Origin of the sequence: Xanthobacter nonsaccharivorans (assembly GCF_043194755.2) — a bacterium.
Lineage (GTDB): Bacteria > Pseudomonadota > Alphaproteobacteria > Rhizobiales > Xanthobacteraceae > Xanthobacter > Xanthobacter autotrophicus_G.
Genome location: NZ_CM195526.1, coordinates 1,377,216 through 1,398,127, shown reverse-complemented (window position 1 = coordinate 1,398,127; position 20,912 = coordinate 1,377,216). Strand labels below are relative to the sequence as shown.

General features: G+C 70.0%; 19 protein-coding genes. 13 read left to right on the top strand and 6 right to left on the bottom strand.

Going from position 1 to position 20,912, the window contains the following annotated elements:
• The first annotated feature begins 170 nt into the window (after nucleotides 1–170).
• From V5F59_RS06435 to V5F59_RS06390, 10 genes are all read left to right on the top strand, one after another.
• The gene (locus V5F59_RS06435; protein WP_393982165.1) at nucleotides 171–761 is read left to right on the top strand and encodes an ANTAR domain-containing response regulator; all 591 of its coding nucleotides are present in this window, start codon (nucleotides 171–173) and stop codon (nucleotides 759–761) included.
• A complete protein-coding gene (locus V5F59_RS06430) occupies nucleotides 758–1,897 on the top strand; it encodes a CmpA/NrtA family ABC transporter substrate-binding protein (protein WP_393982166.1) in 1,140 nt (379 codons plus the stop codon). Before V5F59_RS06435 ends, V5F59_RS06430 begins: the two co-directional genes overlap by 4 nt.
• A gap of 396 nt (nucleotides 1,898–2,293) precedes the next feature.
• Nucleotides 2,294–3,655, top strand: a complete 1,362-nt coding sequence (locus V5F59_RS06425; RefSeq protein ID WP_393982167.1) for a CmpA/NrtA family ABC transporter substrate-binding protein — start codon at nucleotides 2,294–2,296, stop codon at nucleotides 3,653–3,655.
• A gap of 77 nt (nucleotides 3,656–3,732) precedes the next feature.
• Nucleotides 3,733–4,626: a nitrate ABC transporter permease gene (gene ntrB, locus V5F59_RS06420; protein ID WP_393982168.1), complete on the top strand. Its 894-nt coding sequence runs from the start codon at nucleotides 3,733–3,735 to the stop codon at nucleotides 4,624–4,626.
• 23 nt (nucleotides 4,627–4,649) lie between these two features.
• A complete protein-coding gene (locus V5F59_RS06415) occupies nucleotides 4,650–5,444 on the top strand; it encodes an ABC transporter ATP-binding protein (protein WP_393982169.1) in 795 nt (264 codons plus the stop codon).
• Nucleotides 5,445–5,512: 68 nt separating this feature from the next.
• Nucleotides 5,513–5,938 (top strand): globin family protein, encoded by a 426-nt coding sequence (locus tag V5F59_RS06410; protein WP_393982170.1) that lies wholly within the window; start codon nucleotides 5,513–5,515, stop codon nucleotides 5,936–5,938.
• 11 nt (nucleotides 5,939–5,949) lie between these two features.
• Entirely contained in the window at nucleotides 5,950–7,164 is a 1,215-nt protein-coding gene (locus tag V5F59_RS06405) for an NAD(P)/FAD-dependent oxidoreductase (protein WP_393982171.1), read from the top strand.
• 20 nt (nucleotides 7,165–7,184) lie between these two features.
• On the top strand, nucleotides 7,185–8,942 hold the full coding sequence (locus V5F59_RS06400) for a NirA family protein (RefSeq protein WP_393982172.1): 1,758 nt from the start codon (nucleotides 7,185–7,187) through the stop codon (nucleotides 8,940–8,942).
• 189 nt (nucleotides 8,943–9,131) lie between these two features.
• Complete coding sequence (locus V5F59_RS06395) at nucleotides 9,132–10,766, top strand: sulfite reductase subunit alpha (RefSeq protein WP_393982173.1); 1,635 nt, start codon at nucleotides 9,132–9,134, stop codon at nucleotides 10,764–10,766.
• Between the two features lie 41 nt (nucleotides 10,767–10,807).
• The gene (locus V5F59_RS06390) at nucleotides 10,808–13,486 is read left to right on the top strand and encodes a nitrate reductase (protein WP_393982174.1); all 2,679 of its coding nucleotides are present in this window, start codon (nucleotides 10,808–10,810) and stop codon (nucleotides 13,484–13,486) included.
• 123 nt (nucleotides 13,487–13,609) lie between these two features.
• Here the strand turns inward: V5F59_RS06390 and ppa are convergent, their stop codons facing one another.
• Both ppa and V5F59_RS06380 read right to left on the bottom strand, forming a co-directional pair.
• Complete coding sequence (gene ppa, locus V5F59_RS06385) at nucleotides 13,610–14,152, bottom strand: inorganic diphosphatase (protein WP_393982175.1); 543 nt, start codon at nucleotides 14,150–14,152, stop codon at nucleotides 13,610–13,612.
• Nucleotides 14,153–14,261: 109 nt separating this feature from the next.
• Nucleotides 14,262–14,771, bottom strand: a complete 510-nt coding sequence (locus tag V5F59_RS06380; RefSeq protein WP_393982176.1) for a GNAT family N-acetyltransferase — start codon at nucleotides 14,769–14,771, stop codon at nucleotides 14,262–14,264.
• A gap of 193 nt (nucleotides 14,772–14,964) precedes the next feature.
• On the opposite strand from V5F59_RS06380, the gene V5F59_RS06375 reads away from it, so the two are divergent.
• Complete coding sequence (locus V5F59_RS06375; RefSeq protein ID WP_393982177.1) at nucleotides 14,965–15,279, top strand: hypothetical protein; 315 nt, start codon at nucleotides 14,965–14,967, stop codon at nucleotides 15,277–15,279.
• A 137-nt stretch (nucleotides 15,280–15,416) separates the two neighbouring features.
• Nucleotides 15,417–16,073: a peptide-methionine (S)-S-oxide reductase MsrA gene (gene msrA, locus V5F59_RS06370; RefSeq protein WP_393982178.1), complete on the top strand. Its 657-nt coding sequence runs from the start codon at nucleotides 15,417–15,419 to the stop codon at nucleotides 16,071–16,073.
• Between the two features lie 151 nt (nucleotides 16,074–16,224).
• On the opposite strand, the gene V5F59_RS06365 is transcribed toward msrA, so the two are convergent.
• Nucleotides 16,225–17,208 (bottom strand): LLM class flavin-dependent oxidoreductase, encoded by a 984-nt coding sequence (locus tag V5F59_RS06365; protein WP_393982179.1) that lies wholly within the window; start codon nucleotides 17,206–17,208, stop codon nucleotides 16,225–16,227.
• Between the two features lie 396 nt (nucleotides 17,209–17,604).
• Here V5F59_RS06365 and V5F59_RS06360 point away from each other — a divergent pair, with 396 nt between their 5' ends.
• Nucleotides 17,605–18,294, top strand: coding sequence for a fumarylacetoacetate hydrolase family protein (locus tag V5F59_RS06360; protein WP_393982180.1), 690 nt, complete (start codon nucleotides 17,605–17,607; stop codon nucleotides 18,292–18,294).
• A gap of 24 nt (nucleotides 18,295–18,318) precedes the next feature.
• Here the strand turns inward: V5F59_RS06360 and V5F59_RS06355 are convergent, their stop codons facing one another.
• The 3 genes from V5F59_RS06355 to V5F59_RS06345 all read right to left on the bottom strand — a co-directional run bounded on the left by V5F59_RS06355 (nucleotide 18,319) and on the right by V5F59_RS06345 (nucleotide 20,794).
• On the bottom strand, nucleotides 18,319–19,527 hold the full coding sequence (locus tag V5F59_RS06355) for a beta-ketoacyl-[acyl-carrier-protein] synthase family protein (protein WP_393982181.1): 1,209 nt from the start codon (nucleotides 19,525–19,527) through the stop codon (nucleotides 18,319–18,321).
• Nucleotides 19,524–19,808, bottom strand: coding sequence for an acyl carrier protein (locus tag V5F59_RS06350; protein WP_393982182.1), 285 nt, complete (start codon nucleotides 19,806–19,808; stop codon nucleotides 19,524–19,526). The genes V5F59_RS06355 and V5F59_RS06350 overlap by 4 nt, the downstream gene beginning before the upstream one ends.
• Before the next feature lie 161 nt (nucleotides 19,809–19,969).
• Nucleotides 19,970–20,794, bottom strand: a complete 825-nt coding sequence (locus V5F59_RS06345) for a MipA/OmpV family protein (protein WP_393982183.1) — start codon at nucleotides 20,792–20,794, stop codon at nucleotides 19,970–19,972.
• Nucleotides 20,795–20,912 lie beyond the last annotated feature (118 nt).

The following is a 20,912-nucleotide window of genomic DNA, read 5'->3' as shown; positions in this document are numbered from 1 at the left end:
GTCACTGGATCGACGTCACTGGATCGAGGGCGCCGGATCGACGCCGTCCGTCGCCTCGAGACTTGACCCGCGCGGTCCGGGTGGGTGAGGTGAGGGATCGGATCTGCGGCCGACCCGACCGCCGGCCCCCGGACCCCAATCCTTCGGATCCAACTCCCTCGGACTCCTCAATGGCGAACGACCTCAGCTTAAGGATCGTGATCGTGGACGAAAGCGATGTCCGCGCCGCCATCCTGGAGGAGGGCCTGAAGGAGGCCGGCTTCGAGAACGTGCTGCGCATCGAGGGGCGCAACAACCTCCTGGAGCGCATCTACGCCATCGACCCGGACGTGATCCTCATCGATCTGGAAGACCCCTCCCGCGACACCATCGAGCAGATGTTCCAGGTGAGCCGCGAGGTGAAGCGCCCGGTGGCCATGTTCGTGGACCAGACCGACTCCAAGACCATCGAGGATGCCATCGAGGCCGGCGTCGCCTCCTATGTGGTGGACGGCCTGCGCAAGGACCGGGTGAAGCCGATCCTCGAGACCACCATCTCGCGCTTCCGCGCCTTCGCCCGCCTCAAGGCGGAGCTGGAGGAGGCGAAGACCCAGCTGGAAGAGCGCAAGGTCATCGACCGCGCCAAGATGCTGCTCATGAAGATGAAGGGCATCGACGAGGAGGCGGCCTACGGCCTCCTGCGCCGCACCGCCATGAACGAGAAGAAGCGCATCGTGGACATCGCCCAGTCCATCATCACCGCCGCGGAGCTCCTGCGATGAGACGGCTCGCCATCGGCTTCATCCCGCTCACGGACGCCGCCGTGCTGATCGCCGCCGCCGAGCGCGGCTTCGCCATGGCGGAAGGCATCGAGATCGACCTGCACAAGGAGGTCTCCTGGGCCAACATCCGCGACAAGGTGAACGTGGGGCTGCTCGACGGCGCCCACATGCTGGGCCCGCTCGCCATCGCCTCCTCGCTGGGCCTCGGGCACGTGCGGGTGCCGCTGGTGGTGCCGTTCGCGCTCAACCTCAACGGCAGCGCCGTCACCATCGAAAAGAACATCTATGCCGCCATGGGCGAGGTGGGGGAGGACCTGTCCACCGCCACCGGCGCCGCCAGGGCGCTGGGCAAGGTGGTGCGGCAGCGCAAGGCGGAGGGCCGCGACCCGCTCACCTTCGCGGCGGTCTACACCTTCTCCACCCACACCTATCTGCTGCGCCACTTCCTCAAGGGCGGCGGCGTCGATCCGGACAAGGACGTCCGCCTGGTGGTGGTGCCCCCGCCCTTTATGGCCGAGAGCCTGCGCGGCGGGCTCATCCACGGCTTCTGCGTGGGCTCGCCCTGGAATTCGGTGGCGGTGGATGCCGACGTGGGCCGCATCGCGGTGCTGGGGGCGGAAATCTTCGGCTGGGTGCCGGAGAAGGTGCTGGGGGTGCACGCCCGCTTCGCCAATGCGGAACCCGAGCTGCTGCACCGCCTGGTACGCGCGCTCCACGCCGCCGCACGCTGGTGCGAGGATCCGGCCAACCATGAGGACCTCGCCCGGCTCCTCGGCGAGCCCCGCCACCTCAACCTGCCGGCGGACATGCTCCGCCGGACGCTGGACGGCCGGCTGCATACGGCACCCGGCGGCAAGCCCCGCGCCCATCCGGACTATCTGGTGCTGAACCGCGACGGGGCGAACCGGCCCGAGCGCGACCATGCCCTGTGGATGTATGCCCAGATCGTCGCCGCCGGACAGGGCGAGTTCGCGCCCGACGCCGCCCGCGAGGTCATGAGCGTCTACCGGCCCGACATCTTCGACGCCGCCGTGGGCACGGTTCCGGTGAAGCACCCGGAGCCCGATTGCGTGGCCACCCAGTTCGGCGAGGTGTTCGACGCGCAGGCCTTCCTCCAGGGCAAGCAGCCAAGCTGAAGGCGCGCCCCGCCCCCGGACCGCGGGAGAGGATGCCCCGGACGCGCCAAGGGATGATCTTCGCGCTGCCGGCGCGCCTGCTGCACCGCACACTTTGCGTGCAACTGCCTGCCCCAGATGCGCATCCAGACGGCAGGAAAATTCGACGCCCAAAAATAAGGCATCGAGATATTTAAGATAAATCAAAAGACTAGATAAACCACATCGATTGGCCCGCGCCTTGCATTGCAGAACGCAAGCGCGGTCAACGACGATCGCGCCTCCCAATAAATCGTCCCAATGACGGGACCCGCAGCAAAGCCGCTGGCACCGAAGGCACGCCGCCTTCGCGATGTCCTGCGGCTTTTTTTGTTTCGGGTCCTCGTCCTGCTGCTCGCCGATCCAGAGGAAAAGAGAATGAGCGACGCTTCGACGACCAAGTCCGGATTGTCTTCCGCCGGCCCGTCTGCCGCTGCCTCCGTGGGCGTGTCCCGCCGCTCGCTGCTCAAGGGCACCGCCGCGACGCTCGGCACCGCCGCCCTGTTCGATGCCGTGCGCATGGCCTTCCCCGGCGGCGTGCCCTCCGCTTATGCCGCCGCGCCGGAAACCACCAAGGCGATCCTCGGCTACATCGCCCTCATCGACGCCTCCCCCCTCGTCATCGCCAAGGAGAAGGGCTTCTTCGCCAAGCATGGCGTGCCGGACGTGGACGTGGTGAAGCAGGCCTCCTGGGGCGCCACCCGCGACAACCTGGTGCTCGGCGGCGAGAAGAACGGCATCGACGGCGCGCACATCCTCTCGCCCATGCCCTACCTCATCTCCACGGGCAAGGTGACGCAGAACAACGTGCCCACCCCCATGGTCATCCTCGCGCGCCTCAATCTCGACGCGCAGGCTGTCTCGGTCTCCAACGAATACAAGGACCTGAAAGTCGCCACCGACGCCAAGTCCCTGAAGGAGGCCTTCGCCAAGAAGAAGGCCGAGGGCAAGGAAGTAAAGGTGGCCATGACCTTCCCGGGCGGCACGCACGACCTGTGGATCCGCTACTGGCTCGCGAGCGCCGGCATCGACCCGGACAAGGACGTCTCCACCATCGTGGTGCCGCCGCCCCAGATGGTCGCCAACATGAAGGTGGGCAACATGGACGCCTTCTGCGTGGGCGAGCCGTGGAACGAGCAGTTGGTGAACCAGGGCATCGGCTTCACCGCCTGCACCACCGGCGAGATCTGGAAGAACCATCCCGAGAAGGCGCTCGGCATGCGCGCCGACTTCGTCGAGAAGAACCCCAACACCACCCGCGCCATCCTCAAAGCCGTGATGGAAGCCCAGCAGTGGTGCGACAAGATGGAGAACAAGCAGGAGCTGGCCGAGATCGTCGGCAAGCGCCAGTGGTTCAACGTCCCCGTGGCCGACATCATCGGCCGCCTGAAGGGCGACATCAATTACGGCAACGGCCGGATCGAGAAGGGCACCGACCAGTACATGAAGTTCTGGAAGGAGCACGCCTCCTATCCCTTCAAGAGCCATGACGCCTGGTTCATCACCGAGGACATCCGCTGGGGCAAGTTCGAGCCCTCGACCGACATCAACGCCCTCGTCGACAAGGTGAACCGCGAGGACATCTGGCGCGAGGCGGCCAAGGAGCTGGGTCTCGCCCCCGCAGATATTCCGGCCTCGACCTCCCGCGGCAAGGAAACCTTCTTCGACGGCAAGGTCTTCGATCCCGCCGATCCTCAAGGCTACCTGAAGAGCCTCGGCATCAAGCGCGTCGACGCCTGAGCCCTGCCGCATCTGCGCCTCTCCCCGCGCGGCGGGGAGAGGATTTCTCCCGACACCTCAACCGGAGCGCCAGCCCCATGTCCGTCACCGCCTTGAAAGAGCCGCCCCGCGAGGCCCGACGCTCCGGGACCGCCGAAGTGCTCAAGATGAAGCCCGCCACCGCAGGCCGCCCGGCGCGCCTGCCCGCCATCGCCCGGTCCATCGCCGTCACCGTCATCCCGCCGCTGCTGATGGTGCTGCTGCTGGGCCTCCTGTGGGAGATCCTGTGCTCCGGCCCCGGCGCCACCCTGCCGCCGCCGAGCCGCATCTGGGCGGAATCCAAGGACCTCATCCTCGATCCGTTCTTCGTCGCCGGCCCGCAGGACATCGGCCTCGGCTGGCGCGTGCTGGTGTCGCTCCAGCGGGTGGCCGTGGGCTTCGGCCTCGCCGCGGTGGCGGGCATCGCGCTCGGCGCGGTGGTGGGCCAGTCGGTGTGGGCCATGCGCGGGCTCGATCCCATCTTCCAGGTGCTGCGCACGGTGCCGCCGCTCGCCTGGCTGCCCATCGCGCTCGCCGCCTTCCGCGACAGCAATCCGTCCGCCATCTTCGTGATCTTCATCACCGCCATCTGGCCGATCATCATCAATACCGCGGTCGGCATCCGCAATATTCCGCAGGACTACAGGAACGTGGCGCAGGTGCTGCGGCTGAACCCGCTCGAATTCTTCTGGAGGATCATGCTGCCGTCGGCGGCGCCCTACATCTTCACCGGCCTTCGCATCGGCATCGGCCTTTCCTGGCTCGCCATCGTGGCGGCGGAGATGCTGACCGGCGGCGTGGGCATCGGCTTCTTCATCTGGGATGCGTGGAACTCCTCCCGCCTGCCCGACATCATCGTGGCCCTCGTCTACATCGGCGTGGTCGGCTTCGTGCTCGACCGCCTCGTGGCCGGCGTCGGCTCCTTCGTCACCCGCGGCACCCAGGCCGCCTGACCCGAACGCAGAGGAGGCCCGTCATGCCCGCCTATCTCGAGCTCAGCCAGATCGGAAAGAGCTTCACCCGCGGCGCCGCCACCACCGAGGTGCTGCGCGACGTCTCCCTCGACATCGCCAAGGGGGAGTACATCTCCATCATCGGCCATTCCGGCTGCGGCAAGTCCACGCTGCTCAACATCGTCGCCGGCCTGACCACCGCCACCACCGGCGGCGTGATCCTCGACGGGCGGGAGGTGAACACCCCCGGCCCGGACCGCGCCGTCGTGTTCCAGAACCATTCCCTGCTGCCCTGGCTCACCGTCTATGACAACGTGCGTCTCGCGGTGGACAAGGTGTTCTCCGGCACCCGCTCCCGCGCCGAGCGGCACGCCTGGACCATGCACAATCTCGACCTCGTGCAGATGGGCCACGCCAAGGACAAACGCCCCTCGGAAATCTCCGGCGGCATGAAGCAGCGCGTCGGCATCGCCCGGGCGCTCGCCATGGAGCCGAAGGTGCTGCTGCTGGACGAGCCGTTCGGCGCGCTCGACGCGCTGACCCGCGCCCATCTCCAGGACAGCGTGATGCAGATCCACGCGAGCCTCGGCAACACCATCCTCATGATCACCCACGACGTGGACGAGGCGGTGCTGCTCTCCGACCGCATCGTGATGATGACCAACGGCCCCTCCGCCCGCATCGGCGAGGTGCTGGACGTGAACCTGCCCCGTCCCCGCAAGCGTCTCGAGCTGGTGACCAATCCCACCTACCTCAAGGCCCGCGAGGCGGTGCTGAAGTTCCTCCACGAGCGCCACCGCTTCGTGGAAGCGGCGTGATCCTTGCGGGGCGGGCCAGCCCCCCGCCCGCCCCGCCTTTCATTGTTTGCGAAGCCAGGGAGACCATTGTGACTCCGAGCCAGATTGATCTGATCCAGGATTCCTTCCGCAAGGTGCTGCCCATCTCCGACCAGGCGGCGGCGCTGTTCTATGGCCGGCTGTTCGAGATCGCGCCCGAGGTGAAGCCCCTGTTCAAGGGCGACATGAGCGTGCAGGGCGCCAAGCTCATGGCCACGCTGGGCGTGGTGGTGGCGGGCCTCAGGGACCTGCCCTCCATCGTGCCCGCGGCCGAGGCCCTCGCCCGCAAGCATGTGGCCTACGGCGTGAAGGACGCGCACTACGCCCCCGTGGGCGCGGCCCTGCTCTGGACGCTGGAGCAGGGCCTGGGCGACGCCTTCACCCCCGAGGTGAAAGCCGCCTGGACGGAGGCCTACACGCTGCTCTCCACCGTCATGATCCGCGCCGCCGCCGACGCGTCCGTTCCGGCCGAGTGAGGAGAGCGGCGATGAGCGAGCCCCTTCTCGTGATCGGCAACGGCATGGCCGCGGCGAAGCTCTGCGAGGAGCTCGCCGCGCGGGCGCTCGGCCGCTACGCCGTCGCCGTGATCGGGGCGGAGCCGCACCTCGCCTACAATCGCGTGCTGCTCTCCGAGGTGCTCGCCGGCCACATGCGGGCCGAGGAGGCGCAGATGAAGCCGGCCGCCTGGTGGCGCGAGAAGGGCGTGACGCTGCAATACGGCACGCCCGCCGCCGCCATCGACCGCGCCGCCCGCGAGGTGGTGCTGCAGGACGGCCGTCGCCTGCCCTACGCGAAGCTCGTGCTCGCCACCGGCTCCCACCCCATCCGCCTGCCGCTGAAGGGCATGGACCTTGAAGGCGTGCACACCTTCCGCGACCTGAAGGACGTGGAGGCCCTGCTCGCCGCCGCGGCGGTCCGGGGCACGCGGGCGGTGGTCATCGGCGGCGGCCTTCTGGGGCTGGAGGCTGCCGTGGGCCTCGCCGGGGCGGGGGTCGAGACCACCCTCGTCCATCTCATGGACCGGCTGATGGAACGCCAGCTCGACGCCACCGCCGCTCAGCTCCTGAAGCAGGCGGTGGAGGCCAGGGGCGTGGACGTGCAGCTTCAGGCCGCGAGCGAGGCCATCGAGGGCGAGGCCCACGTCACCGGTCTGCGCCTCAAGGACGGGCGGGTGATCCCCGCCGACCTCGTGGTGGTGGCCTGCGGCGTGGTCCCCAATGCGGACCTCGCCCGCGCGGCGGGCCTCGAGGTGAAGCGCGGCACGCTGGTGGACGACACCCTGTCCACCTCCGATCCGGACATCTTCGCCATCGGCGAATGCGCGGAGCACCGCGGCATCGCCTATGGCCTCGTCGCCCCGGCCTACGACCAGGCGAGGGTCCTTGCCCGCCGCCTCGCCGGGGAGGATGCGCGCTACGAAGGCTCGGTGGTGGCCACCAATCTCAAGGTGTCGGGGGTGCCGGTCTTCTCGGCCGGGGATGTCGCCGGCGGCGCCGGCACGGAGGACATCGTGCTCACCGACCGGGGCCTCAACCTCTACCGGCGCCTCATCGTGAGGGACGGCCTGCTGGCGGGGGCCGTGCTGTTCGGCGACAGCGCCGACGGCCTCTTCTACCTGGACCTCATCACCACCCGCACCCCCATCGCCGCCATGCGCGCCGACCTCGCCTTCGGGCGGGACGCGGTCGCGGCGGCGGCCTGAAACGACCCGAGGAGACGCAGATGGGCGGCGAATTCACCACCGAGCAGAAGCGCTATCTCGAAGGCTTCGTCTCCGGCGCCAAGGCGGTGCAGGCGACCTCCATGCAGGTCCCCCGCGGCGCGCCGGCCCCTGCCGAGCCCACCGGGCCGGATGCGGCCAGCCTGAAGGCCATGGCCCGCTTCGAGGCCGAGGGCCGGAAGCTCACGGCCGAGGAGAAGGGCAAGCGCGAAGAGCTGGGCCTCGACAGCTACGACCGCATGAAGAAGGCCGCGCACGAGGGCACCTTCCCCAAGGGGCCGGACGTGTTCCGCTGGAAGTTCCACGGCCTGTTCCATGTGGCGCCGGCGCAGGATTCGTTCATGTGCCGCCTGCGCATTCCCAACGGCATCCTCACCCACTGGCAGTTCCGCGGCGTCGCCGACATCGCCGCCACCCACGGCGGCGGCTACACGGACGTGACCACCCGCGCCAATCTGCAGATCCGCGAGATCCCCGCCACCGACGGCATCGACGTCCTTGAGAAACTGGTGGGCCTCGGCCTCACCGCCAAAGGCTCGGGAGCGGACAATATCCGCAACGTGACCGGCACCCCCACCGCGGGCATCGACCGCCAAGAACTCCTCGACACCCGCCCGCTGGCGCGGGAGTGGCACCATTACATCCTCAATTCCCGCGACATGTACGGCCTGCCGCGCAAGTTCAACGTGGCCTTCGACGGCGCCGGGGTCATCGGCGCGCTGGAGGACACCAACGACATCGGCTTCCAGGCGGTCCGGGTGAAGGACGGCTTCGGCGTCGCCCCCGGCGTGTGGCTGCGCCTCGCGCTGGGCGGCATCACCGGCCACAAGGACTTCGCCCGCGACACCGGCGTCGTGGTGAAGCCCGATGAGGCGACCGAGGTCTCCGCCGCCATCGTGCGCGTCTTCATCGACACCGGCGACCGCACCGACCGCAAGAAGGCGCGCCTGAAATACGTGCTGGATGCGCTCGGCTTCGACGGCTTCCTCGCCCTGGTGGAGCAGAAGCTCGGCCGCCCCCTCACCCGCCTGCCGGCCGAGGCGGTGGAGCCCCGCGCCGAGGCGGACCGGCTCGCCCATCTCGGCGTCCATCCCCAGAAGCAGGCGGGGCTTTCCTACATCGGCGTCGGCCTCACCGTGGGCCGGATGAGCGCGGCCCAGATGCACGGCCTCGCCGACATCGCCGCCCGCTTCGGCGACGGCGACATGCGCCTCACGGTCTGGCAGAACCTCCTCATTTCCGGCGTGCCCGACGCGCGGGTGGAGGAGGCGTGCGCGGCGGTGGAGGCCCTCGGCCTTTCCACGCGGGCGACGCCGCTCCAGGCCGGCCTCGTCGCCTGCACCGGCTCGAAGGGCTGCCGCTTCGCCGCCGCCGACACCAAGGGCACCGCCCGCGCCATCCTGGCCCATTGCGAGGCGCGCCTTGCCCTCGACGGGCCGGTGAACATCCATGTCACCGGCTGCCACAATTCCTGCGCCCAGCATTATATCGGCGACATCGGCCTCATCGGCGCGCGGGTGCCCGTCAATGACGACGGGGATACGGTGGACGGCTTCCACCTGCTCGTCGGCGGTGGCTTCGGCAGCGAGGCCGCCATCGCCCGCGAGCTCTATCGGGACGTGAAGGCGGAAGAGGCCCCCGTGGTGGTGGAACGGCTGCTGAAAAGCTGGCTCGACCACCGGCAGGACGGCGAGGCCTTCGCCCATTTCACCCGCCGCCTCGACCCCGATGCGCTGAAGGCGCTGGTGGAGGCGGCATGAATCGCCCGGCCGCCTTCGCATGGGCGCCCGGCGCGGGGCCGGGCCCCGCTCCATCGGCCCCGCGCGCAGGCATGACGCATCGTGCCGCTGCAACGACGCAGCGCGCGGCGCCGGGCACGCCCCCATTCGTCGGAAGGCGCCGCGCCTGAGGCGCGGCCTTCGATCCCCCAAACTTCAAGGCCCACCCTCATGAGCCTCCAGACCCGCATCCCCCTCGTCCCGGTCCTGCCCGACAGTGCCCCGTTCTCGCCCGAGCAGCGCGCCTGGCTGAACGGCTTCTTCGCCGCCATCCTCTCCGCCGACCAGGCCGGCGCCCCCCTGGCGCTCTCCGCCGGCGACGCGGCGGCCCTCGTGCCCGCCCTGACCGCGCCCGCCGCCGCGCCGGCGGAGGAAGAGGACGGCGCCCCCTGGCACGATCCCGCGATGCCGCTGGCGGACCGCATGAAGCTGGCGGAGGGCAAGCCGCTGCCCCGCCGCATGATGGCGGCCATGGCGCAGCAGGATTGCGGCCAGTGCGGCTACGTCTGCGAGAGCTACGCCAAGGCGCTGGCCACCGGCGCCGAGGCCAAGCTCAACCTCTGCGCGCCGGGCGGCAAGGAGACCCTGCGGATGCTGAAGCAGCTCTCCGAGGAAAGCGCCTCCGCCGCCACCCCTGCCCCCGCCCCGGCGGCCGAGGCGCCGGCCGCCGCCCCCGGAAAGGCCGCGGCCGCCCCGATCGGCACCCGGGAAAATCCCGGCGAGGTGACCTTCCTCGGCCGCACCCGCCTCAACAAGGACAGGTCGGAGAAGGAGACCTGGCACATCGAATTCGACCTTGCGGGCTCGGGCATCGACTATGCGGCGGGCGACAGCTTCGGCGTGCTCCCGGTGAACGATCCCGCCTTGGTGGAACAGGTGCTCGCCGCCCTCCACGCCCCCGCCGACTTCCCCATCGCCGGCCATACGCTCGCCGAGGTGCTGGCCCGCGAGGTGTGCCTGAAGTCGGCGCCCGACGCGCTCTTCACCCTCATCTCCTACCTCGTGGGCGGCGAGCGCAAGGCGAAGGCCCGCGCGCTGGCCAACGGCGAGGACCCGGACGGCGACGCCGCCACCCTCGACGTGCTGGCGGCGCTTGAGAAATTCCCCGGCATCCGACCCGACCCCGAAGCCCTCGTCGAGTGCCTGGAGCCGCTCCAGCCGCGCCTTTACTCCATCTCCTCCAGCCCCGCCGCCACCCCCGGCAAGCTCTGCCTGACCGTGGACGCGGTGCGCTACGACCTTGCCGGCCGCACCCGCCTCGGCGTCGCCTCCACCTTCCTCGGCGGCCGCATCGCGCCCGGCACGCGGATGAAGGCCTATATCCAGAAGGCGCACGGCTTCGGCCTGCCGCAGGACCTGGCGAAGGACGTGATCATGGTGGGGCCGGGCACCGGCATCGCCCCGTTCCGCTCCTTCCTGCACGAGCGGCTCGCCACCCGGGCGCCCGGCCGCAACTGGCTGTTCTTCGGCCACCAGCGCCGCGACACGGACTTCTTCTACGAGGACGAGCTGATGGGTCTTCAGGCCGCAGGCACCCTCACCCGCCTCGACACCGCCTGGTCGCGGGACGGGGCGCAGAAAGTCTATGTGCAGGACCGGATCCGCACGGCCGGCGCCGAGCTGTGGGCCTGGCTTCAGGCCGGCGCGCATTTCTATATCTGCGGCGACGCCAAGCGCATGGCCAAGGATGTGGAGGCGGCCGTCGTGGCCGTGGCGGCCGAGCATGGCGGCCTCTCGCCGGAAGCGGCCGCCCGCTTCGTCCAGGACCTGAAGACCGCCGGCCGCTATCAGGCCGACGTGTACTGAAGTATCCGCGAAATCAAGCCTCAGGCAGGATCGGCCCCGCGATGAACGCCCCGCTCGCCTCGCCCCCCTCGGTGAAGACCACCTGCCCCTATTGCGGGGTCGGATGCGGCGTGAAGGCGACGCCCGACGGCCTCGGCGGCGCGCTGGTGGAGGGAGACCGCGACCACCCCGCCAATCTCGGGCGCCTCTGCTCCAAGGGCGCGGCCCTCGGCGAGACCATCGGCCTCGAGACGCGGCTGCTCCATCCCCTGCTGCGCGGCGCGGACGGCACGCTCGCGCGCGCCTCGTGGGAGGCGGCCCTCGACCGCATCGCCACGGGCCTCAGGCAGGTGATCGAGACGCACGGGCCCTCTTCCGTCGCCTTCTACCTCTCCGGCCAGCTGCTGACCGAGGACTACTACGCCGCCAACAAGCTGGCGAAGGGCTTCATCGGCACCGCCAACGTGGACACCAACTCGCGGCTGTGCATGTCCTCCTCGGTGGCGGGGCACAAGCGCGGCTTCGGTTCCGACACGGTGCCCGGCGCCTATGCGGACCTGGAGAGCGCCGACCTGATGGTGCTGGTGGGCTCCAACACGGCCTGGTGCCATCCGGTGCTGTTCCGCCGCATGGAGGCGGCTCGCAAGGCGCGCGGCACCCGCTTCGTGGTGATCGATCCGCGCCGCACCGAGACGGCGGCGGAAGCCGACCTGCATCTTCCCCTCGCGCAGGGAACGGACGCCCTGCTGTTCTCCGGCCTGCTGGTCCACCTCGCCGGCAGCGCGGCGTTCGACGCCGCCTATGTGGCTGCGCACACCACCGGCTTCCCCGAAGCCCTCGCCAGCGCCCGGGCCATGACGCCGGACGCCGCCGCCACCGCCCGCGCCTGCGGGCTGGCCGTGGAAGACGTGGAGCGCTTCTTCGCCCTGTTCGCCGCCACCGAGCGGGCGGTGACCTGCTATTCCCAGGGCGTGAACCAGTCCGCCGTCGGCACGGACAAGGTGAACGCCATCCTGAACTGCCACCTTGCCACCGGCCGCATCGGCCGGGAGGGCATGGGGCCCTTCTCCCTCACCGGCCAACCCAACGCCATGGGCGGGCGCGAGGTGGGCGGGCTCGCCAACCAGCTCGCCGCCCACATGGGCTTCTCAGGTGAGGAGGTGGACCGTGTGCGCCGCTTCTGGGGCGCGCCCAATCTGGCGACGCACGAGGGACTGAAGGCGGTGGACATGTTCGCCGCCATCGGGCGGGGCGAGATCAAGGCCCTGTGGGTCATGGGCACCAACCCGGCCGTGAGCCTGCCGGAGGCGGACGCCGTGCGCACGGCGCTCGGCAAGCTCGATCTGTTCGTGCTGTCCGAAAATGTCATCGCCAACGACACCGCGGCGTGCCATCCCCATGTGATGCTGCCCGCCGCCGCATGGGGCGAGAAGGACGGCACGGTCACCAATTCCGAGCGGCGCATCTCCCGCCAGCGGCCCTTCCTGGCCCGCCCGGGCGAGGTCAAGCCGGACTGGTGGGCTCTGGCGCAGGTGGCCGGACGCCTGGGGTTCGCCAACGCCTTCCGCTGGCGCGGGCCCGCCGACATCTTCCGCGAGCATGCCGCCCTTTCGGGCTTCGAGAACGCGGGCACGCGCGACTTCGACATCGGCGCCTTCGTTGACCTTGCCGATGCCGCCTACGAGATCTTCCCCCCCACCCAGTGGCCCGCCCCGCGCGGCCGGCCGGAGGGCACGGGGCGCCTGTTCGCCGCGGGCGGCTATTTCACGCCGGACCGCAAGGCCCGCTTCGTCAGCCCGCGTCCCGCGGCGGCCGTGGCGGCGGAACCGCCCTTCCCGTTCGTGCTCAACACCGGCCGTATCCGCGACCAGTGGCACACCATGACGCGCACCGGCCTCTCGCCCCGGCTCGGCTCGCACATTCCCGCCCCGTTCGTGGCGATCCATCCGGAGGATGCCGCGCCGCTGGGCCTTCAGGAGGGCATGCTGGCGCGGGTCGCGAGCGCGCACGGCGCGGCGGTGCTGGAGGTGCGCCTCGATGCCGGCCAAAGGCGCGGCACCCTGTTCGCGCCCATCCACTGGAGCGGGGCCACCGCCTCCCACGGGCGAGTCGGGCCGCTGGTGCATGGCGTGACGGACCCCATCTCCGGCCAGCCTGATTCGAAGGCGACGCCGGCCTCCATCCAGCCCCATGCGGCGCCCTTCGCCGGCTTCATCCTCGCGCGCCGGCCCGTGGTCCTGCCCGAGGGCGTCTGGTGGGCCCGCGCGGCGCTGGAGGGCGGCTACGGCTGGCGCATGGCCGGCAGCCTCGGCCCCGACGCCTGGCGCGCCTTCGTGGCGGCGGCAGGCCCGGCGGACGTGGCGGAGCTGGTGGATGCGCCTGCAGGCCTTTACCGGGCCGCCGCCTTCGACGCGGACGGGCGGCTCGACTTCGCGGTATTCGTGGGGGGTGCGGGCCAGCGCCCGGCATGGGATGCGCTCAAGGGCCTGCTGGCGGAGGACCAGGTCTCGGCGGCGGACCGGCGGCACATGCTGTCGGGCCGGCGGGCCGGGGGGGAGGCCGCGTGCGGACCGCAGGTGTGCGCCTGCTTCGGGGTGCCGCGGGATGCCATCGTCGCCGCCATCCGGGCCGGCGCGCACGACGCCGCTAAGGTGGGCGAGACGCTGAAGGCCGGCACCAACTGCGGCTCGTGCCTGCCGGAGATCCGCCGCCTCCTCCGGGAGACGGCGGTTTCCGCGTAACGCCAACGGCGCCGAGAACGGCTCACCGCCGGTTGGCGTCCGCCCGCCCGGCGCCGGTGCGACATCCTCCCGGCACCGGCCAGAGACCGGGGCCGATGGTACAAGGATGAGGCCGGGGAGGCCTCAGCCCGCCTTGTCTTCCGCCTTGGCGCGCTCGATGCCTTCGAGGATGAGCTTCTGGGCCTCGGCGGCGTCGCGCCAGCCCACGATCTTCACCCACTTGTTGGGCTCGAGATCCTTGTAGTGCTCGAAGAAGTGCTCGATCTGCTTGAGGGTGATCTCCGGCAGGTCGCTGAAGTTCTGCACCTTGTCGTAGCGCTTGGTGAGCTTGGACGAGGGGACGGCGATGATCTTCTCATCCATGCCGGCCTCGTCCTCCATCAGCAGCACGCCGACCGGGCGCGCGGAGATGACGGCGCCGGGCACGATGGCGCGGGTGTTGGCCACCAGCACGTCGCACGGGTCGCCATCACCGGACAGAGTGTGCGGGATGAAGCCGTAGTTCCCCGGATACCGCATGGCGGTATAAAGGAAGCGATCCACGAAGAGCGTGCCGGAGGCCTTGTCGAGCTCGTACTTGATGGGCTCGCCGCCGATGGGGACCTCGATCACCACGTTCACGTCGTGGGGCGGGTTCTTGCCGATCGGGATCGCATCGATGCGCATGTCACACTCGCTTGGAAAGGCTCAGGTCCTCGCGGGCGTGACACCCGCGACGCGCCGCGCGAACGGCGCCCGAGGATCGGGACCAAACGGACGGAGGCCCGCTCGGGCGCTACCGCTGCCAAGCGAAGGCGATCTTGTCCAGCGTTTTCGAGCCGAACTGCTCGGTGGAGGATGCGACCGGTTGCCCCCCCAGCGCCCGATAGAAGCCCAGCGCATTCTCGTTCTCGGCCAGCGCCCATACCACGAGACCATCGAGGCGGGCGAGCGCAAGGTCCCGGCGGGCGGCGGAGAACAGCCGCTGGCCGAAGCCGAGGCCCTGGTAGAGGGGATGGAGGTAAATCTCGTAGATCTCTCCCCCATAGGGCAGGCTCTTGGCGCGGTTGCCGCCGTAATTCACGTAGCCGGCCACGTCGTCGCCCACCAGCAGCACCGAGAGGCGGCTGCCCCGGCGGATGGCGGCATCCCACCAGCGCGGGCCGCGGCGCTCCACCATGCGCTCCAGCTCGATGCCGGGGATGAGGCCGCGATAAGCCGCGCGCCAGGCCGCATCGTGCACATCGGCGATCGCCGCGGCGTCGCCCGGCTTGGCCCTGCGGATTTCGATAAGGCCCGTGCTCATGACGTGATGGAAGCAAACCCCGGGCCGCGCTTCAAGGGGGCAGACGCGCATACCCCCAGGCCGGAGCGCCGCATCCGGCGCGGGAGAGACGGCGAAGCGCGTGCAATCCGCCGCGATCCCGCCTAAATGAGGCGGGATCCACATTGCCGCCTCGCGCCGCCGCGCGAAGATGTGAAGGAGCCGAGCCCCCGTCATGATCCGCTTCCTGTTCCGCTTCACCGGATTCTGGCTGCTGGCCGGCGGCTTCGTCGCCCTCATCGTGGACGGCACGCGTTCCATCGCCGCAGCGGGTCTCGTCTTCACCTCGACGGGGGATGCCTGGTTCGCGCTGTCCCCCGGCAGCCTGGAGAAAGCGGAGGCCTCCGGCCGCGCCGGCATGCCGGAGATCTGGAGCCACGCGATCCTGCCCCTGCTGTCGCTGCCGGCCTTCGTGCTGCTGGTGGTGCTGGGGGTGGCCTTCATGTCCATCGGCCGGGTGCGCGAGCGCTCGCGCTTCGAGGTGAGTTGATCGCCTCCCCCTCGCGGGATCGGGGCGGCGGCCCCATATTGGGGGTCCGGCGCGGCCTTGAGGCTGGCGCCTCCCCTCAATTCCATCGGCATCCGCCGGGTTCCAGCCCCGGCGCGCTGCCTGCGAGGAGCCCCGCCATGTTCTGGCTGAAGAAGTCCCTCGACCTGCCCTCCGCCGATACTGCCCTGCCCGGCCGCGCGGAGGCGCTGCCCACCGCCGACGTGCATTTCGTGAACCGCCACGCTCTGAAGGGTCCCTATCCGGCGGGCTTCGAGACCGCCGTGTTCGCGCTGGGCTGCTTCTGGGGCGCGGAGCGCAAGTTCTGGCAGCAGGAGGGGGTGTGGGTGACCGCCGTGGGCTATGTGGCCGGCCTCACCCCCAACCCCACCTATGAGGAGGTCTGCTCCGGCATGACCGGCCATACCGAGGCGGTGCTGGTGGTGTTCGACCCCAAGGTGGTCTCCTACGAGGCGCTGCTGAAACTGTTCTTCGAGGCCCACGATCCCACCCAGGGCATGCGTCAGGGCAATGACGTGGGCACCCAGTACCGCTCCGGCATCTATGCCACCTCCCCGGCGCAGCGCGAAGCGGCGGAGGTCGCGAAGGCGGCCTACGAGCCCCTGCTGAAGGCGCGGGGCTACGGCCCCGTCACCACCGAGATCGTCGACCTCGGCCCCTTCTATTTCGCCGAGGGCTACCACCAGCAGTATCTGGCGAAGAATCCCAACGGCTACTGCGGCCTGGGCGGCACCGGCGTGTCCTGCCCCATCGGGGTCGGCGTCGCGGCGCAGTGAAGGCGCACGGGCCCGCCCCCCGGATGTGACAGCGGCCCTCGGCAACAGCCGGGGGCCCCGCCGGGGCCAGGCCGGCGCGGATGCGTGGATCCCCCGGACAGGCCGGGGGTGACGCCTCGGGATCGAGGCAGACGCCGGAAGCCTGTCCGCCTCAGGCGGCCACCGCCAGCTGCGGGCGGATGCGGGCCGCGAACGCGTCCAGGTCTGCGAGGCGCTTGGCGAAGCTCGGCGCCAGCGGCTTCAGCACCAGGGTACGCGGGGCGAGGTCCCGCTCCAGGTCGGCGAGCTTTCCCACCACGTCGCCCTCCGTGCCGATGAGGGAATCGGCGATCATCCGGTCGAGCTCGAACCACGGCGTCCAGTCCGGCCGCGCGTCGGCGGTGGTGGCACGCATGCGCTCCACGAACGGCGCCAGGAGAGCCCGCGCCTCCTCCACCGCCTGCGCGCGGGTGGGCGCGAGATGCAGGAAGCGGATGAGGGTGAGCTTCCGGTCGACGGCCGGCGCCGCCGCCCGATAGCGGGCCACGTTCTCCCTGAGCCCCGCCAGCGGAAAGGGTGGTGCCGCCATCAGCCCATGGCCGCGCGCCGCCGCCAGCGCCACCGTGTCCGGCGTGGCGGTCGCCATGTGGATGGGCAGGCGCGGCTGCACCGGGCGCGGCACCAGCTCCACCCCCTCCGCCATGAAGTACGATCCCTTGAAGGTCACCGGCCCACCGGCCAGCAGCGCCTCGATGAGGTCCAGCGCCTCCAGCAGGCGCCCCTGAGCCTCCTCTTTGGCGACCCGGAAATGCCGGTTCTGCAAGGGGAAGGGCCCGCCCTTCGCCACCCCGAGCTCGAACCGTCCGCCGCAGAGGATGTCCACCGTCGCGGCCTCCTCGGCCACGGTGATGGGGTTGTGCAGCGGCAGCAGCACCGCCGCCGAGCCCAGGCGGATCACCGAGGTGCGCCCCGCCAGATGCGCGATGATGGGCAGGCAGGCCGGGCTCGCCGCCTGCGGATTGAAATGGTGCTCCGCGATCCAGGCTTCCTCGAAGCCGAGCTGCTCCACCCGTTGCACCAGCTCCGTCTGCTGGGCGTAAGCGGAGGCATAGTCCTGGTCGGGGTTCTCATAGGTGCAGAACAGGCCGATGCGCATGGTGGTCCCCGGATGGCAATCCCGAAGCGCTCTCAAGCGAGGCGGAGTGTGATCCGCGCGAAGAAAACGCGTCTGTTCAATATGTTGGAGCGCCTTTCCCGCGCCCGGGCGAACGCGGCGCGCTCCCCCCGGCGGGCAAGCCGCCGCGAAAACGACGCTATATTAACGTGGATACAGCATGGCCGCCATGCCGCCCGGCCACCCTTTTCGGCTTGCGGGCGCAGCCTCAAGTCGAAACCCCTCATCGGGAATGGTTTCCGGCCATTCCCGAAGAGGGGCGAATCCGTCTCTATTCAAAATGTTAGAGGGTGATTCACGGACCGCATGGAGACAGAATCTGTTTCCATGCGGTCCGATCGCGCTCTAAGGAGAGGCACCGTTTCTCCGGAGCCCGCCATGACGCGCTACGTCTTCCCGCCCCTGCCGATCCCCACGCTCCCCGTCGTCGGCAGCGCGGATCTTTTCCCGGTGCACCGCATCTATTGCGTGGGCCGCAACTTCGCCGACCATGCGGTGGAGATGGGCCATGACCCGAACAAGGAGCCGCCCTTCTTCTTCCAGAAGAATCCGGACACGCTGGTGCCCTCCGGCGCCACCATCCCCTTCCCCAAGATGACCCAGGACCTGCACCACGAGATCGAGATGGTGGTGGCGCTGAAGTCGGGCGGCGAGGACATCCCGGTGGAGAAGGCGCTCGACTGCGTGTTCGGCTATGCGGTGGGCCTCGACCTCACCCGCCGGGACCTGCAGGGCGAGGCCAAGAAGCTCGGCCGCCCCTGGGAAACCGGCAAGGCCTTCGAGGACGGTGCCCCGTGCTCGGCCATCGTGCCGGCCGAGAGCATCGGCCACCCCGCCGCCGGCCGCATCTTCCTGAACGTGAACGGCGCGCTGAAGCAGCAGGGCGACCTCAACCAGATGATCTGGAAGGTGCCGGAGATGATCGCCACCCTCTCCACCCTGTTCCGCCTCGCCCCCGGCGACCTGATCTTCGCCGGCACGCCGGCCGGCGTCGGCCAGCTCAAGAAGGGCGACAGGCTGGACGGCGGCGTCGAGGGCGTCGGCGCGCTGACGCTGACGCTGGGCTGACTTCCGGACCGGGGGGCGGTGCGGTCAGCGCACCGCCTTCAGGGCCAGCACGGCATTGAGGCCGCCGAAGGCGAAGGCGTTGCTCAACACCACCTCAGGACTGGCGGCGCGGGCGGCGTTGGGCACGCAGTCCAGGTCGCACTCCGGGTCCGCCTCGCGGAAGTTCATGGTGGGCGGCAGCACCCCGTGCCCCAGGGCCAGGAAGCACCCCACGAGGCCCAGCGCCCCGGAGGCGCCGAGGCAGTGGCCCGTCATGGACTTGGTGGAGGAAACCGGCACGTCCTTGAGATGATCCCCCAGCACGGCGCGCAAGGCCGCCGTCTCGGTGCGGTCGTTCAGCACCGTGCCGGTGCCATGGGCATTCACGTAATCCACCGCATCGGGGGGCAGCTCCGCATCGGCGAGCGCGGCGGAGATGGCGCGGGCGGCGCTCTCGGCATTGGGGGCGGTGAGGTCGGCCCCGTCCGCGCTCATGCCGAAGCCCACCACCTCGGCAAGGATCGGCGCGCCACGGGCGCGGGCGCGGTCCATGTCCTCCAGCACGAAGGCCGCGGCGCCCTCCCCGAGCACGAGGCCCGAGCGATCCCTGGAGAAGGGCCGGCAGGTGTCGGGCGAGAGCACGCGCAGCGCCTCCCAGCTTTTCACCATGCCCAGCGTCAGCGGCGCCTCGCAGCCGCCGGTGACGGCCACGTCCATGAGGCCCGCGCGCAGCATGTGGAAGGCGAGCCCGATGGCATGCGACGCCGACGCGCAGGCCGAGGCCGGCGCGAAGCTCGGCCCGAGGATGCGGTGGACCATGGAGATCTGGCTCGCCGCGGACGACGGCATCACCCGCGGCACGGTGAAGGGATGCGGGCGCGCCCCGTCCACGAAGATGCGGCGGTAGCCCTCCTCCAGCGTCTCGCAGCCCACGGCGGCGCCGAAGATCACCCCCGCCCGCTCCGGCGGCAGCCCGTCCAGGGCCGGGCCGGCCTCGGCAAGGGCCTCCCGCGCGGCGATGAGGGCGAACTGGGTGGCGCGGTCCAGCATGCCGAGCTGCCGGCCCTCGAAATGGGCCTCGGGCGCATAGCCCGGCACTGTCCCCGCCAGACGCGCCTTCGCCGGGTCGGCGGCCAGATGCGTCAGCGGCGCGAGCCCGACCCGTCCCTGGCGAAAGGCGGTGAAATGCCCCTGAACTCCGAGGCCGAGGGCCGATACCGCCCCAAGGCCCGTGATGACGACCCGGCGCGTCATGAAGGCATCTTCGCGGCCCGGACCCCCGGCTTCGAATCCATGAGCTTTTCGACATGCTCGAGCAGCTCGAAGACCTTCACGTCCGTATTCTCAAGGGGTCCCTCCGAGGGCACCTCGATGCCGAAACGCTCTTCGATCTTGAAGATCAGCTCGATCAGGTCGAGGGAGCCGATGCCCAGGTCGGCGACGCTCGTGTCACGATCCACGATGGCGGGGTCGACGCCGGCTTCCTCTGCGATGACGGCGAGAATCTCGCCCTTTCGCCCATCGATGTCCGCCACACGTCACCTCCGATCGGCCTGACGCAATGGGGGCGCGCAGGCCCCCATCCGGACCATCGGTAAAATGCACACCACCCCCGGACGTGTCTAGATCACGCTTCGTCCGCCGGAGAAAGCCCTTTTTTCTCTGTAGCTTGGCTGCAACGCTCCGGGGAGCGCCGTCAATGGCCGATCGTGAAGGAGTGCTCGAAACCGAGCCCGATGGTGAGCTGGTTGGGGCTGCCCCCCTGCGTCACCAGCGGGCTCGCCGCTGCGGCCCCCGCCAGGCGCTGGTAGCTGCCGTAAAGGGTGGTCGTCCAGTCGCTGGACCAGTCGTAGGACACGGACGAGCTGACCCCGACCGACTTGATGCCCGCATCCGCCTCGTAGGGCATGAGATGGCCGTTGGCCAGCGCCGCGGCGGGGGTGATGCCGAACTCCGTCTGCATGAGCGTGTTGTCGCCGAGCGACATGCGCGGACCGATGGCGAAGGTGAAGGGGCCCGCCTTCTGCACCATGTCCGCGGACAGGTTGGCGGCAAGGCCGGCATCGGAGGCGAGGCCCTGGAGCAGCTCGACACGCGTGCGCAGGAAGCCGTCGACGGGCCAGAACTCGGCGAACACCCCCGCCTGCAGGGCCCAATTGTAGCCCGGGACGCTGGGCAGGACGCCATAGGGCCGCGCATCACGCAGGCCCGCCACCGCTCCGAACTTCACCCCGCTGAAATCGAACAGGTCCACCCCGAAGCTGTCGTCCGGGGCGCTGAAGGTGGCGGCCTCATCCGCCCGGCGGATGTCGAAGGAGGGCATGAAATAGGGCACGAGCGTCTTCGCCCCCTCGAACGAGGGGCCATAGGACACCGTGCCGCCCAGGGTGACGATCCATGCGTCGCCGGCGGTCGATGAGGCGGGCGGGTCTTCCGCGCGCGCGGCGCCGGGCCACAGGCCGAGCAGCAGCAGCGCGGTTGCGGCCCAGGACCGGCGAGAGCCGGATCTGCCTTCGATCATTGAGTGAAATGGCGCGTTTCTGGTCATAGGGAACCGTGCCGAGGGCCCGTATGAGCGGATCTCGATTCATCCCACCGCATAGACGCGGCTTTTTCATGTGGACCGGCGTCCATTTTGC

Excerpts from the sequence above, each read along its gene's own strand:
- ppa (WP_393982175.1), bottom strand. The coding sequence starts at position 14,152 with ATGCGCATCGATGCGATCCCGATCGGCAAGAACCCGCCCCACGACGTG.
- V5F59_RS06425 (WP_393982167.1), top strand. The coding sequence starts at position 2,294 with ATGAGCGACGCTTCGACGACCAAGTCCGGATTGTCTTCCGCCGGCCCG.
- V5F59_RS06395 (WP_393982173.1), top strand. The coding sequence starts at position 9,132 with ATGAGCCTCCAGACCCGCATCCCCCTCGTCCCGGTCCTGCCCGACAGT.
- msrA (WP_393982178.1), top strand. The coding sequence starts at position 15,417 with ATGTTCTGGCTGAAGAAGTCCCTCGACCTGCCCTCCGCCGATACTGCC.
- V5F59_RS06400 (WP_393982172.1), top strand. The coding sequence starts at position 7,185 with ATGGGCGGCGAATTCACCACCGAGCAGAAGCGCTATCTCGAAGGCTTC.
- V5F59_RS06355 (WP_393982181.1), bottom strand. The coding sequence starts at position 19,527 with ATGACGCGCCGGGTCGTCATCACGGGCCTTGGGGCGGTATCGGCCCTC.
- ntrB (WP_393982168.1), top strand. The coding sequence starts at position 3,733 with ATGTCCGTCACCGCCTTGAAAGAGCCGCCCCGCGAGGCCCGACGCTCC.
- V5F59_RS06405 (WP_393982171.1), top strand. The coding sequence starts at position 5,950 with ATGAGCGAGCCCCTTCTCGTGATCGGCAACGGCATGGCCGCGGCGAAG.
- V5F59_RS06365 (WP_393982179.1), bottom strand. The coding sequence starts at position 17,208 with ATGCGCATCGGCCTGTTCTGCACCTATGAGAACCCCGACCAGGACTAT.
- V5F59_RS06375 (WP_393982177.1), top strand. The coding sequence starts at position 14,965 with ATGATCCGCTTCCTGTTCCGCTTCACCGGATTCTGGCTGCTGGCCGGC.
- V5F59_RS06345 (WP_393982183.1), bottom strand. The coding sequence starts at position 20,794 with ATGATCGAAGGCAGATCCGGCTCTCGCCGGTCCTGGGCCGCAACCGCG.
- V5F59_RS06380 (WP_393982176.1), bottom strand. The coding sequence starts at position 14,771 with ATGAGCACGGGCCTTATCGAAATCCGCAGGGCCAAGCCGGGCGACGCC.
- V5F59_RS06415 (WP_393982169.1), top strand. The coding sequence starts at position 4,650 with ATGCCCGCCTATCTCGAGCTCAGCCAGATCGGAAAGAGCTTCACCCGC.
- V5F59_RS06430 (WP_393982166.1), top strand. The coding sequence starts at position 758 with ATGAGACGGCTCGCCATCGGCTTCATCCCGCTCACGGACGCCGCCGTG.
- V5F59_RS06435 (WP_393982165.1), top strand. The coding sequence starts at position 171 with ATGGCGAACGACCTCAGCTTAAGGATCGTGATCGTGGACGAAAGCGAT.
- V5F59_RS06360 (WP_393982180.1), top strand. The coding sequence starts at position 17,605 with ATGACGCGCTACGTCTTCCCGCCCCTGCCGATCCCCACGCTCCCCGTC.
- V5F59_RS06390 (WP_393982174.1), top strand. The coding sequence starts at position 10,808 with ATGAACGCCCCGCTCGCCTCGCCCCCCTCGGTGAAGACCACCTGCCCC.